This is a genomic window from Klebsiella grimontii (assembly GCF_042137965.1).
Lineage (GTDB): Bacteria > Pseudomonadota > Gammaproteobacteria > Enterobacterales > Enterobacteriaceae > Klebsiella > Klebsiella grimontii.
In genome coordinates, this window is sequence record NZ_CP169721.1 from 2,644,146 (window position 1) to 2,658,275 (window position 14,130).

Sequence of the window (14,130 nt, forward strand, 5' to 3'; positions counted from 1 at the left end):
AATAATGTGATGCATACCCATTATTATACGGATGTATTGTCCCGATAATCTTATTAGTCTACAGGCCAGTGGTAATCGCGATCCAGCCAGCCATCCAGGTCATAATCCATCATACATTGTTCGGCAAAACCTTTATATTCTTGTACCTGCCCCGACATCTGTGCGGCGAGCAACAATTCGATACGAACATTTTCATGACTGCCGGTATAATTTCGTTCATAGAGTTCGTGTCTGCTGGCGAATTCTGTTCCTACCGAGTCCCAAATTAGCTTCATGAGCTTGACCCGTTCCACGGCATCCATTCCGTTGGAACCGCGCATATATTTTTTCAGATAAGGCTCCAGTTCCGGCGCGGCAAAATCTTTGGCATGCGAATTGATATAAATAAGCGCGCTGCCAAGATCTTGCTCAATAATTTCTCTGATCCGTGGATAGCCGAGACTCATAAACCAACGGTAGGCTAAACCATAATCCAGATTAGGCAGGAGGGCGCCGTTGTGCCAGGGATTCGGCGATTTAGCCATTGCATCGCTTATGGCCCAGAAGAGGTTGCGCCAGGCCAGCATTTCCCCAACGCGGGTCTGTATACCGCGGAAATCGGCTACGCCGGTGGCCTCCACGCCTTTAATGAATAAACCACAGATAAAATCGATTTTTACCGCCAGACGCGTCACACCGTGGAACGTAGAGCGGTGCAGGAAGCCTGAACTGGGTAAAAACGTGGCCGCTTTAGCGGTATCGCCATAAATAAAAATGTTTTCCCAAGGAATCTTCACCTTATCCAGAATGAAGATCATGTCATTCTCGTCGTAGCGTGAGGAGAGTGGATAGTCAAAAGGACTGCCGATCTTTTCGGCGGCTAAGGAGTAAGAGGGGCGGCAAACCAGCTTCAGCCCTGGGGCATTCATGGGTAATGTGCATACCAGGGCAAATTCTCTTTTTTTGACAGGTAAACCGTAATGCGCGATGAAATTGTAATGCGTCAAGGCAGAGCCGGTAGCAACCACCTTGGCACCGCTAACAATCACGCCATCATCACACTCTTTTTCGACATGAATGCAGATATCTTCAATCTGGTCGGGCGGGAGATTGCGGTCAATAGGCGGGTTAATGATGGCGTGATTCCAGTAAAGTAGCTCCTCTTGCGAGCGTTTGTACCAGTGTCTGGCGTTATCCGCATATTCGCCGTAGGCCTCGGGATTGGCGCCGAGAGTCGTAAGAAACGACGCTTTAAAATCAGGGCTTCTTCCCAACCAGCCGTAGCTAAGCCTTGCCCACTGGGCGATTGCGTCGCGATCGCGTATCAGGTCGTCAACAGAATGCGGAACGCGGAAGAACGGATGGGTGACACCACCGCTACCGGTATCACACGGCGTGGTTAAAATAGCCTGATACTTTTCGTCATGGAGCGCGTCGTATAATTTAGCTATCGACAGTGCTGAATTGCGAAACGCTGGATGTGTAATAACATTGTCGACCTTTTCACCATAAGCCCATATTTCTCGTCCATCATTCAGACCCGCCAAAAAGTCATTACCGGTAGGTAACGATACTGATTTATTTCCCATGTCAGCTCTCTCCGAATATCGGTTTTCAACGCTTCCTTTTAAACGGCATCTTGTTGACTAAGAGTTACCGTTGTTGTTAAGGCGTTCTGTATCAGCCATTGATAAATAGAAAATGCGTCTTGCGTCAGGAATGACTCGTTATGAAATTGTATGGAGGCAACGTTACCTGACGATAATGCAACAATTTCACCGGAAGGGAGTCGCTCCAGCTGGACTGTTTTGTCATGCTCCGGGCTGTACCAGCATGGCCGCTGATGTAGCGCGGAGAAACTGTTATAGAAGCCAACGGTATGAGATTTTCCCTGAATGGATATCTGATGTTGGCTACCCTGACGGTTATTGATCAGCCGCTCGATCGGAATGCCTAATTCGGCGCAAATTAACTGATGTCCCAGACAAGTCCCGATTAGCGGACGCTGCTCCCGCAGCCGTTGCGCAATAATTTTTCGGCCCACGCGTATTTTTTCGAGTTGTATATTGGTTGGATCGCCAGGCCCGGGCCCAATGAATACGATGTCGCGATCGGTGAGCTGCGTTAGCTTGCTCAGGCAGTCATACCAGGGAATGAGGGTAACGGCGCAACCTGCGCTGCGTAACTGATAGGCAATCATGGCGGTGAAGTTGTCCTCCATGTCGATCAGTGTGATGGTATGACGAGAGAGTAAAGCGCACGGGCCCAATTGCGAGTTATCCAGCCAAAAGGCGGAGGCGCATGCATTCCGTTTTGCGAGTATCTGGTCAGCCCGATGGCGAAGTTCTGCAGACAATCCTGTTCGGTTTGGCGTCCCGGCGCTTGTGTCAGAGAAGAACGAATGCATTAGCCCTTGTAATTTGGCGCGTGTTTCTCCGGCTTCATTTTGCGCGATGGAACTTCTGACGATGGTTGAACCCGCCGTAAGCCGAAAATGTCCCTGAGCGGTAATATCGGCCGTGCGGATCATTATGGCCGAGTCCAGATAACGTTTACCTTCTTGCGCACCCGTTATAGCAACGATGCCGCTGTAATAGCCGCGTCCGCGGCGTTCTCGCCGGGCGATAACTTTACAGGCGCTTTCTATTGGGCTGCCGGTCACTGTTGGCGCAAAGAGCGATTGCCTGATGATCTCTTTCAGACTGCGATCTGAGCTGCCATGGATAAAATATTCGGTATGCGCGATGTGCGACATAGCTTTGAGCTTCGGCCCGGTTACCTGAATATCATGCTGACAGATGCTACTCATCATTTTGAGTTCTTCATCCACCACCATAAATAGTTCGTCGCGCTCTTTTTTATCCTGCAGAAAATCATCCAGCACGTGCGCCATATTCCCGGAGTCGGGGTATTTTAACGTGCCGCTGATAGGATTCATCGCCACGTTCTGCTCATCAACCTGGATATGCTGTTCAGGCGAACTACCTATGAAATAGCGGCTGCCGGTGAAGATCATCCATGTCCAGTAAGACCCGCATTCAGATTGCAGTAACCGTTTGTACAGCGTCAACGCGTGGCGGATGCTGAAGTCGGTTATATCGCCTTCCAGGCTGCGTGAAATCACAAAGTTGCTCCCTTCTCCGGAGCTGATTTCCTGATCAATGACGGTATCAACAATGTCGCCATACGTTTGATCATCAAGATCGAAGTGCAGGTTTCGCGGCTTGATATCATAGTCATTAATGGCTGCGATAAACGAATCTATAGGGTAATAATCTTGCCGCTCAATGTGCATGACGATCGTCTGTTCACCATCGTCAATGCAGGCATAACCTTTTTCTTTCAGCTGATTAAATGGTAATAAAATCAATTTGTTAAATGAGTTTTTTCCCTTCCCGTCCAGGGGAGGATCCAGCGCTAATTCTGAAAGGGATTGGTTTAGCTCAATATCCCCTTCAAGAAATAATACTGCCTTGATAGGTTCGCATTGGGGGCGGTAAATACAGGCAAAGGGTCTATCAAGATTGGCCAGATGAGCCGAAAGCTCGTCGGGCTTTGCTGTGCCTTTAGATAACATCATCATCTCCTGGAGTGCCGTGAGGATCTTTAATGTTCCAAAGCGTCGATAGCTTGTCGGGTTGACAGCACGACTGAGCTGGTTTCCGCAGCTATCTCAAGCGCCAGACGATGCTTTTCTTCAGAGAAATCGGCTAGCGCATCGGCAATAAAAAATGTCTCGATATCATTGGAATAGGCCTCTTGCGCTGTGCATAAACAACCGATATGGGCGTAAACGCCGCAGACGATCAGCTGATCGCATTTGAGTTCGTGCAACGTACTCAGAAGGGGGGAGTTAAAGAAGGCGCTGTATCGCCACTTCGTTAATACCCACTCATTTTCCAGAGGCGTCAACGGCGGAACAATCTGTTTATGTTCCTGGCTGCCGTTCATGCCTGAACCCCATAGACTGTGCAGTAAGCCGCGCTGTTGTGGCGTCATGTCGCCGGGTTGGGCAGTATAAAATACGGGTACATGCAGACGTCGGGCGACGCTAAGCAAGCGGTAAATGTTGTCGATAACCTGCGCTATCGGCGGGGCGTCAGCAGTGTAAAAATCGAGAAAATAACGCTGCATATCATGTATGAGTAGCGCCGCTCTTGAACTGTTGGGCCGCCAGTCTGCCATTGATTTGGGTAATTGACGTTCTGTCGGCAACGGATAGGGCTGTATCTTTTCCATGTTATTCTCCTTGTACGGTTAGCAGCTGCCGAGTGCGGCGCCACCGTCGACCAATAACGTTGAAAGCGTGGTTTGCCCTGATTCTTCGCACAGGTAAAAGCAGACCGCGGCAGCAATTTCTTCCGCCGTGGCGACTTTGTTGAGTGGGATACCGATGCGAAATTGTTGTGGATTACCGTTAAGCGTGTTTTGCCTGTCACTTTCGCTATGCCACATGCCGCGCAGCATCGGCGTATCGGTTGAGCCGGGAGCGACAACATTACAACGGATCCCGTACGGAGCGACCTCCAGCCCCAGAGCATAGGTAAATGCCTGGGCAGCGGCTTTTGAGGCGCAGTAGGCGGCCATCGTCGCCCGCGGCACGCGCGCTGCGTTTGAGGCGATAGTTACGATGCTGCCTTTACGCTGAGCCATCATCAGATTGGCTGCATGGCGGCTGGTGTTAAATACGCCAGTCGCGTTGACGGCAAATGTTTTCGTCCAATCTTGCGGCTGTGTTTCGGCCACGCTGGCGTGGCACAGTACGCCGGCGCCGTTGACCAGATAACCCACCGGACCCAGTTGGCGACCGATTGCGGTAAAGGCTTCTGCTACGCTGCGGTCGTCGGCAACGTCCACATTAAAGCCTGCAATGGGCTGCGGATGGTTATTTTGTAGTGTGGCTACAAGGGTTGCCAGCTGAGAGGCGTTATTATCAAGAAGCGCTAGTGAAACCCCTTCTTTCGCCAGCGCGTGGGCAACGGATTCGCCAATGCCACCGCAGGCGCCGGTAATAACGGCAATGTAGTCTTTATCAAAGGTCATTTTGTCTCTCTTTCCAGTGAGTTAATAACATCTGCGTTTGCGCGACGTTCAGGCGCGGGTCGCAGAGAATTTGCTTAAGTTCATGTTCTTCAGGGTGATTATTTTCACAGAAGCATTCGATGACCGGGTTCGGCGTCGCTTCCAGATGGAGTCCAGCGGCGCAGGCGTTATGTGATTTCACCTGCCTCAGGAAACCGGAGATTTCAGCCATCATGTCGCTAAGCTCGCGGCGTTTATTGCCCGCCTGCGTTTTCCCGGTATTCCCATGCATTGGATCGCACATCCATAACACCGGCGTTTCGGTTGCCTGTGCGGCCTGAATCAACGCGCCCAACCGATGAATATGTGAACGGCCAAAACGCGAAATAAAAGTCAGACGTCCAGGAATACGCTGAGGATTGAGTTGTCGGCAAAGTGTCGCGATGAACGACGGCGTTACGGTGGCGTCAATCTTGCAGGCAACAGGGTTGGCGATATTCGCCAGCATGGCGATATGTGGGCTGTCAGGCGCAAGAGTACGAATGCCGATCCAGGGCCAATGAGTGCTGGCTAAATAGGATTCTCCATGGGGATTAGTGCGGATTTGAGTGGTTTCATAGTCCAGCAACAGCGCTTCATGGCTGGTCCAGATGGGATGAACATCGCGAGGATATTCCCGTTCGTAACGTTTAATTTCGGCCAGCGTTTCCGCTGCAGCATGGTAGCTCAGCAGCATCCGTTGCGGATCGTTACGCCTGGCTTCTGGAGTCGCTTCGGGCCTGTTGACGGAATCACCGCGCCACACGGGAAGTACCCTGTCGCCATCGACTTCGTTGTGTTGTGAGCGTGGTTTAGCATATTGACCGGCAATTCTACCGACCGTCAATATCGGCAGTCCCATCAGGGTTGAGAGTTCGCGGGACATTTGCTCCAGGAAGGTCAATTTTTTCCGTACATGTAACGCGCCAGATTCGCAAATTCTTTCAGCGCAGTCGCCAGCCTGAAATATCATTGCTTTCCCTGCATAAACGGCGGCTAATGCTTTATTGAATTCGCTTATTTCTTCAAAACTTAATAACTCTGGAAGAGTGTCTAATTCACTTATGACCAGGGCAAGCATGTCCTTATCGCTCCAGAACGGCTGTTGCCAGTTGGACTTATTGCCAGGAAATGATGTCATTTCTAATCTCTCACTCGAAATTTAACAGGTTTTCCATTTGTTTTTTAACAAAAAAGCGATGAGAAAGTACTATTCCTTGTCTGTTTACCGGACATGAAAGACGATACGTTTTGCACAAAGATTGCACGCCAGTGAGTTCCTTATGTCAATCAAAAAAGTTGATTTTTTATTGTTGTTTTTTTAATTATTTGAATTTATTGATTATTATTTTTGGTTGTTTTTGGATTTTTTCTATATGATTTTTTTTTGGAAATCAAATTGACTGGGGGTCAGGTTCGAAGATAGACTATTGAAAACAACGCTTGGTTATGCTTGTGTTGCTTATATGTTGCTTTCCCTGCTGCGCTTTTTTTTGAGGCGTCTCACGGTAAGCTGGCGGCATTTCTTTAGATCTTTAATTTCTTCTTCAAGAGAAGATTTTATGCGTGTGAACGTTCCTAATTCTCCAGGAGAGAGTGATGACGCATTCAGCATATGTCAATCAGCTAAAGGCTGTTCCTGATATATTTGATGAGATTTCGCAACGTTTTCCGGACAGGGTTGCGTTAATTTTCGATCAAAGACAAATAACCTATCGAGAACTTGCTGAGCAATGTTCAGCGCTGGCTGCAGTATTGCAAAATAATTGCCTGATAAAAGGCGATATCGTTGCAATAAAAATAGAGCGTAGCCCGGAGTTATATATTTTTATGCTGGCGCTCATGAAAATAGGCGCTGTTATGGTTCCCGTGAACTCGAATAGTCCTGAGCGCTATATTGGTGAGGTTTTAAGTGCGGCGGGAGCCAGATACCTGATTAGCGATGATGTAACAAGCGTGCCCGGCGGGTCATGGCAGGTGTTGTCGAGCAGGACGTTGATACAAAACTGCGCTCAACAAAGAAGCGGGAATTATCCGGTATTAAGCGCTGATGATCCGGCGCTCATCTTGATGACCTCTGGATCAACAGGAAAACCGAAGAGCGTGCTGATCGCTCATCGCGGGATTGCCAGACTGAGTTTGCCGGTACCCGCGTTGGGGAATAGCGAGCGGGACTGCTATTTGCAAATTGCAGATGTTTCTTTCGCCGCCTCAGCGAATGAAATCTGGATGGCTTTATTGACCGGCGCGTGTCTGACGATTGCGCCGCCTGGCTTGCCGGATTTGATGGCCCTGGTACGGCAGATCGAATCGGATAACGTGACGATGCTATTCCTCTCTGGCGGGTTGTTCCGGCTATTTGTCGAGGTTTCGCTCGAAACGCTGCATATACCTGCTTGTGTGGTGGTGTCGGGCGATTTTGTCAACCCTCGTCTATTTAGCGTGGCGGCGCAGGCCGGTAAAGCAAAAATATTTAATGGATTAGGATGCACGGAAAATTCAGCGATCTCGTCTCTCTATCATGTTCAGTCGGAGGGGCAATTATCCAGTGATTCTCCTGTGCCTGTTGGTACTGCGCTCCCTTTGGTTGAGATGGTGGTGTTCAATGAACGGTTGCAACCCTGTGCCTGCGGTGAATATGGGGAATTGTTTATCGCAGGAGCTGGAGTGGCTCTGGGGTATTCCGATCCGCAACTGACGGCGGAAAGGTTTATCTCCATACCGTATCAAGGCACAGACGTGCTTTTTTATCGTACCGACGATCGCGCAACGTGCGACCAGGATAGCAATATCGTCCTGGTCGGAAGAGGCAACCATATTTGTAAAATTCGTGGCTTCCGCGTCAATCTCGCCGGTATTGAGCACCTGTTGCGCTTACATCACGCTGTGGAAGATGTGCTGATTGTGGTAGAGGAGACGCCGGATGAACCACGATTACATGCTTGTTATGTCACGCAGGATGACGCGCTATCCGTAGCGGATTTAAAGAATCACCTCGCTATGCATGCTCCTGCCTGGATGATACCTGAAAAATTTAGCCGTCTGGCGGTACTGCCAATGACCGCTAACGGCAAAAAAGATCGTTTACGGTTAAAAAATATTTTACTGGAGCAGGTGTAAATATGGACAACGTTGAGCAACAGCTACTCTCGATTTGGCAGGAGATTATTCATTCAGAGGCGATTAACCCGCAAGATAATTTATTAGACCAGGGTGGTAACTCATTACATTTCATAAAGTTGGCTTCAATGGTAAGCAAGACATTTCATTTGGCTGTCTCGCCGGCGGACATTTTCACTGCCGGAACTATTGCCGCGCTGGCTCAGACCATTCGGCAACGGCAACAGCTCTAATACCTGGAGCTGGGACAGCCGGCAAACAGGAAGGGTTTTACAGGGAATTTTAAGAGGGGGATAAAATGCCATCATTTAATAGCGACGAGTCAAATAAGGGCTGTTTGAACAAGGCGTGTGGAGAAAGTGCGGTAACGTATCTGGCAGCGACGCCCGGCCAGCAGGCAATGTGGTGGCTGGATAATACGCTGGATCAGCCCCAATGCTATAACGTGCCGGTGCTGCTGACCGTTAATGCGACACTGGACGCTGAGATTATGCAGCGCGCTGTGGCTGAGCTGACCTTGCGCCATGAAATATTCAGAACGCGTTTTGTTTATCTTGACGGTAAATTACAACAGCGTATCGGCGCTGATGGCTATCTCTCTTTTTCCCATCGACAACCAGAGCAGACGGAAACCCCTGAATCGGTGACTGCACAACTGGCGGCTAGCCGTTTATCATTAGCTGAGGGTCCGTTGAGTATCATTAATATGCTCAGTTCAGACTCGGGTACAACCTGGTTAGCATGCTGTTTCCACCACATCATTATTGATGCCCCCTCAGTACGTATTGTCTTGCATGATTTGCTGCGCATATATTGTGAGCTTGACGAGAAGCGCGCTCTGCCAGCGTTTAACGACACGGGAAGCTATCAGGAATTTACTCGTTGGCAGGCCGCATCCCTTGCGGCGGCGGAGTGCGAAGATATGCGGGATTACTGGCGGCAGGCACTGCATCCGGCTCCGCCACTGTCGGACCTCCCGGTCGATTTTCCCCGTCGTCTTCGGGAAGATACCAAAGCCGCCTATACCATGCTGGCGCTGAACGAACAGGAAGCGGACTCACTGCAGCGGCACGCGAGATCGTTGTCAATGACTCCATTTATGTATATGTCGATGTGCTGGCAATTTTTCCTCAGCCGCATGAGTGGGCAGAACGATATTACCGTTGGCGTACCTTTTACTCTGCGGGATCGCAGCGAGTTTGCCGAAACGCCGGGATATATGATCAATACTCTGCCGGTTCGCGTGCAGGTCAATGAAGATGACACGGTCAGGACGCTGGCTGCAAAGGTGCGTCAATCTTTTATTGGCGCGCATTTCAATAAGCTGCTCCCTTTCAATGAAATTGTCGCACTGTCGCGTGAAAACGCGGGGCAGGACAGTCCACTATTCAGAACGCTGTTGGTTATGCCCGATACCCGGGGCGATATTTTCAACGACTTGCCTTTTAAAGTCATGCTGGATGACTATTTTAGCCAGATGGCAAAATACGATCTGACGCTGTTCTTTGAAGCACAACCGCAGTGGAAGCTGACGCTGGAGTATAAGACGGCGTTGTATCATCCGCAGACCATTGACTACTGGTTGAAAATCTTTCGCCATTTATTGAGCGCGATGGGCGAGGACGGCGAGGTATTACTGTCATCCCTGAAGCTATTGGATGCACCGTTAAGTCGTGAACTGGTTGTTCGATCTAGCCTTAAGCCGTGCGCGGAGGCCTGGCGATTTGACGCTCTGGCGGCTTTCAATCAGCATGCTGTAAACCACTCTGCGGATACTGCGTTAATTACCGCTAATGGCACGCGATCGTATGGTTGGTTAGCGGAACGATCGGGGCAGATTGCCGCTTACCTGCAGCAGCAGTTTAATATCGCTCCTGGCAAACGTGTTGCGTTATTACTGGAAAGGAATGCCGAGGCGATTGCCACTCTGTTTGGCGTATTAAAAACCGGCGCGGCCTACATTCCGGTCGATCCGCAATACCCGCAAGAGCGTATCGGTTACATGTTACAGGACGCCAAGGTGGATTGCATCGCCACGACGCGATCGCTGGTAGCGAGATTTCCAGTGTCTGCCTCCGTACCTCTGTTATTAATCGATGATATTCCCCCGGAGTACCCTGGGGAATGGTCTTATATCAAAAGAATGCCCGACGATGAGCTGTATATCATTTATACATCCGGTTCAACCGGGCAGCCCAAGGGAGTACGGTTATTAAATAAAACGCTCAATAACCTGATTAAGTGGCAACAAGATGTATCTGAGTGCGGTCAGGGAGATTGTACTTTGCATTTTATGTCACTTTCTTTTGATGTATCGGTTCAGGAGATCTTCGGCACGTTAGCCTGCGGTGGGCGCTTATATATCGCCAGTGAAGAAGAGCGGAGAGACCTGGATCATCTGCAAGAGGTTATCCAGGCGCAGGGAATTAATCGGCTCTATTTCCCCTATGTTGCTTTGCAACAGTTCGCGCATTTGAGCGCATTGGCCAACAGGCAATTCCCGAGTTTAAAAGAGGTCTACTCCACTGGGGAACAGCTCGTACTCACTGCGGATATTAAACATTTTTTCAGGCAACCCGTTCGCCTGATTAATCTCTATGGTCCCTCAGAAAGCCACGTCTGTTCCGCATATGTGCTGCCGCCGGAGAGCGATAAATGGGGAGATGCAGCGTCCATTGGTTACCCTCTACCCGGATTCACTCTGCTGGTGGTGGATGCGCATCTGCAGCTGGTTCCCGCCGGCGTCGCCGGTGAACTGCTTATCGTTAGCGATTTTCTCTCTCCCGGCTATCACAATAAAAGTGAAGAAAGCGCTCGACGTTTTATCTCTGCTGAGGGCTTTGCCGCACAAAGTTGCCACGCGTATCGTACCGGTGATCTGGTGAGGCTGGAGCATGACGATCGGTTCAGCTATCTTGGCAGGATAGACAATCAGTTAAAAATACGCGGTTTTAGGATCGAACCGTCTGAAGTCGAGGCGGCCATCAATGCCCTGGAGGGCGTGCAGGTTTCAGCGGTAGTTGGCAGGGCAGATAATTCAGGAAGCAAGCAGCTCATCGCCTTTATTGCTGGCTTATTGGATGATAAAGGCAATCAAAAGGATAAGATCAAACGCGGCCTTCGCCTGGTGCTGCCGGAGTATATGGTTCCCACAGAGTTGGTCTTTGTGGATAAGCTGCCGACCACGCCTAGCGGGAAAATCGATCGTAAGGCATTGCTTAAGGTGGATATTATTATTGAATCATCCACGCAGATGCCGGAGCGGCCTCTGACCAAAACGCAGGAGCAGGTCAAGGCGCTATGGGAAACGCTATTTCCGGGACGTCAGATCGCACTGCACGATGATTTTTTCGCCATTGGTGGACATTCTTTGTTGGCCACACAGCTGGTTTTTCTGCTGCGTAAGGCGTTCGATTGCGATATTCCTCTACGTTTGTTATTTAATCATCCGACCTTGTCGGCTATGGCTGAGTCCATCGACGGCTATATTGCCAGTGAAAAGGGGCCCGTCGATGCCGTTGATCGTTCCTTTGTTCAGGACGGATACGAACGCATATATTGGCAGGGGGGAGTGCGTTCAACCCCTGGGCTGACGTTGCTCACCGGGGCGACAGGATTTTTGGGCATCTACCTGCTGCGTTCATTGCTATTGGCCGGGACCCAATCCGTGCTCTGTATGGTAAGAGCCAGGACAGATGAGCACGCGTTGGCTCGTTTGCGTGAAAATGCGATGCGTTACGGAATCGCCGATGAGATTGATTTTTCCCGGGTTGAAGTTTGCCTCGGCGATATTGGTCAGCGTAATTTAGGGTTAAGCTCTGAAGCGTATAGCCGTTTGGCAGAGCGAGTAGACACGGTATTCCATGCGGCCGCACAGATTAATTTTTTGCTCTCTTATTCTTCGGTAAAACAGTCAAATGTGCAGGGTACGCTGAATATTTTAGCTTTCTGCGGTTGTGGCGGACGTAAAACGCTGCACTATTTATCCACTATCGCGGTCTTTTCTCCACGCTATCCGCAATCGCCTATCGTGGAACATTGTGTGCCGGGGCATCCGGAAGCACTGTCGATAGGTTACACGCAAAGTAAGTGGGTGGCTGAACGCTATGTTATACAGGCCAGAGAACAGGGACTTGATGCTAACGTATTTCGCATAGGACGTATTGGCGGAGACAGCAGAAGTGGGGCCTGCCAGAGCGATGATTTTTTATGGCGACAGATAAAAAGTTTTATCCAGATGGGATTGGCACCCGATCCGTCTTCACTATCAACGGACCTGCTGCCTGTCGACTTTGTCGCTGAAGCGATAGTTGCATTAGCGCGTTCAGAAGCTACGCGACAGGAAAACTTCCATATTTTCCATCCGCAGAGCACTCGATTTGACCCGGTGTATCGGGCGATTCGTTCTCTGGGCTATCCGTTGGAAACGACTTCTGACGGCGAGTGGTTGCAACAACTTGAGCTGTGTGTCACCCAGGGGCGCGAGGTTGCGCTGGGGCCGGTCATTCATCTCTTTAAAGAGAATTTGTTGGATACTGGCGATAACGTCTACGGTAATCCAGAGACGACTAAGCGTATTGCACAACTGGGTTTGCGCTTTCCTGAACTGTCGGAGGAGACGTTCAAACGTATGATTGTTTATTTCCAGCGGCAGAACGAAATTGTCTAACAAGATTTTTATCAATTTCATCAAGAGGATAATAAAATGGTTCCGGCGTTATTTGATAAATATATTTCGGCAGTGATGGAGAAGTCATCGGATAAGCTGGCGTCCCTTTTCTCTGTTAACGGGCGTTTGTCGTTGCCTTTTCGTCGCAACAGGGAGGTGATTGTTGGACGTGAAAATATTCGCTTACACTATGCTAATGGCTTTGGCGTTGCGCCCTTACGCTTTACCTCTATAGAGGATGAACGATTTCATTATACGAATAATCCCGATGTCGTCATTGTTGAATATAAACTACATGGGAATACTCTGCCGGATGGAAAACACTTCTCTTTGTTATATGTTAATGTGATTGAAATAAATAATGGTGAGATAATTGAGTTAATAGATTATGAGGATGTTTTGAACAGAGAATATATCTTTCAGGATTAGCAGGACAGTTCTTATGTTGTTAATGGGGGCAAAAGGTATGATGACTTTTCCTTCCTTGAAGGGATGTGGTAAAATAGTAAGCTTAACTTATTGTAAACGGCATCAGGAGAATGTATGGAAATGAATAAAAAAGTGGCTAGTGGTTCTGAACGCGAAATATCATTGAATCGTCAATTTGAAGATGCTTTAGGAAATTTGCAATGCGTACTTGTTGCTCGTCGCTCGTTGATTAATCCTGATGGTATTAACTGGCCACAATACGATACGTTGTATATTTTACGCCAGTTCCAGCCCATGACTCCAAGCGCAATTGGTGAAAAGCTCGGTTTTGCGCGTAGTAAAATGTCCAAGATCCTGCGGATGTTGAAAGATAAGCACTTTGTTGAACAGGAATCGGCAGAAAGCGACAAACGAGAAATGCTGACGCGGATTACGGAAAAAGGTATTGAGTTCCTGCATTCTGCAGAATCCAGCAGGCGCATAATGGCTGAGCAGGTGGCATCGTGCATGTCGCAGGGTGAAATTGCTATTTTCGCTGAGCTTTGTACAAGGGCTGCAAATATATTACATGAGAATATTAAAGGTAAACTCGAAGACACCAGCGAAAATTAATAAGGTTTATGGTGATAAAACGCTAAACTGGTCGCTGGCGTGGAGTTCTCTTTGCCCAATGTCCAACCCAATATATGGCATAAGGATTGTGCTAAAACATTACTATGGGATGATGTTGGACGCCAACTATATATATTAAAAATGGGAAGGTTTTTACCGCAGGACATAAATAAAGTTAGACTAGACTGGTATAGTTAGTGTGTTATTCGCCAAACGTTGCATCATCGTATTGAGATTTTACTTATTTTTGATTAAACGTC

10 protein-coding genes are annotated in these 14,130 nt (G+C 49.0%); 5 read left to right on the forward strand and 5 right to left on the reverse strand.

Annotated features, from left to right (window positions below):
- Positions 1-53: 53 nt before the first annotated feature.
- From ACE3MN_RS12545 to ACE3MN_RS12565, 5 genes are read right to left on the reverse strand one after another with little or no spacing between them, the layout of a single operon-like run.
- Positions 54-1,568 carry a 4-hydroxyphenylacetate 3-hydroxylase family protein gene (locus ACE3MN_RS12545; protein WP_004135545.1) on the reverse strand — a complete coding sequence of 505 codons (1,515 nt, stop codon included), beginning with the start codon at positions 1,566-1,568 and terminating at the stop codon, positions 54-56.
- Between the two features lie 38 nt (positions 1,569-1,606).
- Positions 1,607-3,562, reverse strand: a complete 1,956-nt coding sequence (locus tag ACE3MN_RS12550; RefSeq protein WP_224232389.1) for an anthranilate synthase family protein — start codon at positions 3,560-3,562, stop codon at positions 1,607-1,609.
- Positions 3,563-3,585: 23 nt separating this feature from the next.
- On the reverse strand, positions 3,586-4,218 hold the full coding sequence (locus tag ACE3MN_RS12555) for an isochorismatase family protein (protein ID WP_004135549.1): 633 nt from the start codon (positions 4,216-4,218) through the stop codon (positions 3,586-3,588).
- A gap of 18 nt (positions 4,219-4,236) precedes the next feature.
- Positions 4,237-5,022 carry a 2,3-dihydro-2,3-dihydroxybenzoate dehydrogenase gene (locus tag ACE3MN_RS12560; RefSeq protein WP_004135551.1) on the reverse strand — a complete coding sequence of 262 codons (786 nt, stop codon included), beginning with the start codon at positions 5,020-5,022 and terminating at the stop codon, positions 4,237-4,239.
- Positions 5,012-6,181 carry a 3-deoxy-7-phosphoheptulonate synthase gene (locus ACE3MN_RS12565; protein ID WP_102649771.1) on the reverse strand — a complete coding sequence of 390 codons (1,170 nt, stop codon included), beginning with the start codon at positions 6,179-6,181 and terminating at the stop codon, positions 5,012-5,014. The genes ACE3MN_RS12560 and ACE3MN_RS12565 overlap by 11 nt, the downstream gene beginning before the upstream one ends.
- A gap of 458 nt (positions 6,182-6,639) precedes the next feature.
- Between ACE3MN_RS12565 and ACE3MN_RS12570 the strand changes: the two genes are divergently transcribed.
- From ACE3MN_RS12570 to ACE3MN_RS12590, 5 genes are all read left to right on the forward strand, one after another.
- A complete protein-coding gene (locus ACE3MN_RS12570; protein WP_004135553.1) occupies positions 6,640-8,160 on the forward strand; it encodes an amino acid adenylation domain-containing protein in 1,521 nt (506 codons plus the stop codon).
- A 2-nt stretch (positions 8,161-8,162) separates the two neighbouring features.
- The gene (locus ACE3MN_RS12575) at positions 8,163-8,393 is read left to right on the forward strand and encodes an acyl carrier protein (RefSeq protein ID WP_004135554.1); all 231 of its coding nucleotides are present in this window, start codon (positions 8,163-8,165) and stop codon (positions 8,391-8,393) included.
- A gap of 65 nt (positions 8,394-8,458) precedes the next feature.
- The gene (locus ACE3MN_RS12580; protein WP_102649772.1) at positions 8,459-12,829 is read left to right on the forward strand and encodes a non-ribosomal peptide synthetase; all 4,371 of its coding nucleotides are present in this window, start codon (positions 8,459-8,461) and stop codon (positions 12,827-12,829) included.
- Between the two features lie 36 nt (positions 12,830-12,865).
- The gene (locus ACE3MN_RS12585; protein ID WP_024358088.1) at positions 12,866-13,258 is read left to right on the forward strand and encodes a nuclear transport factor 2 family protein; all 393 of its coding nucleotides are present in this window, start codon (positions 12,866-12,868) and stop codon (positions 13,256-13,258) included.
- Positions 13,259-13,372: 114 nt separating this feature from the next.
- A complete protein-coding gene (locus tag ACE3MN_RS12590) occupies positions 13,373-13,870 on the forward strand; it encodes a MarR family winged helix-turn-helix transcriptional regulator (protein ID WP_024358089.1) in 498 nt (165 codons plus the stop codon).
- Positions 13,871-14,130 lie beyond the last annotated feature (260 nt).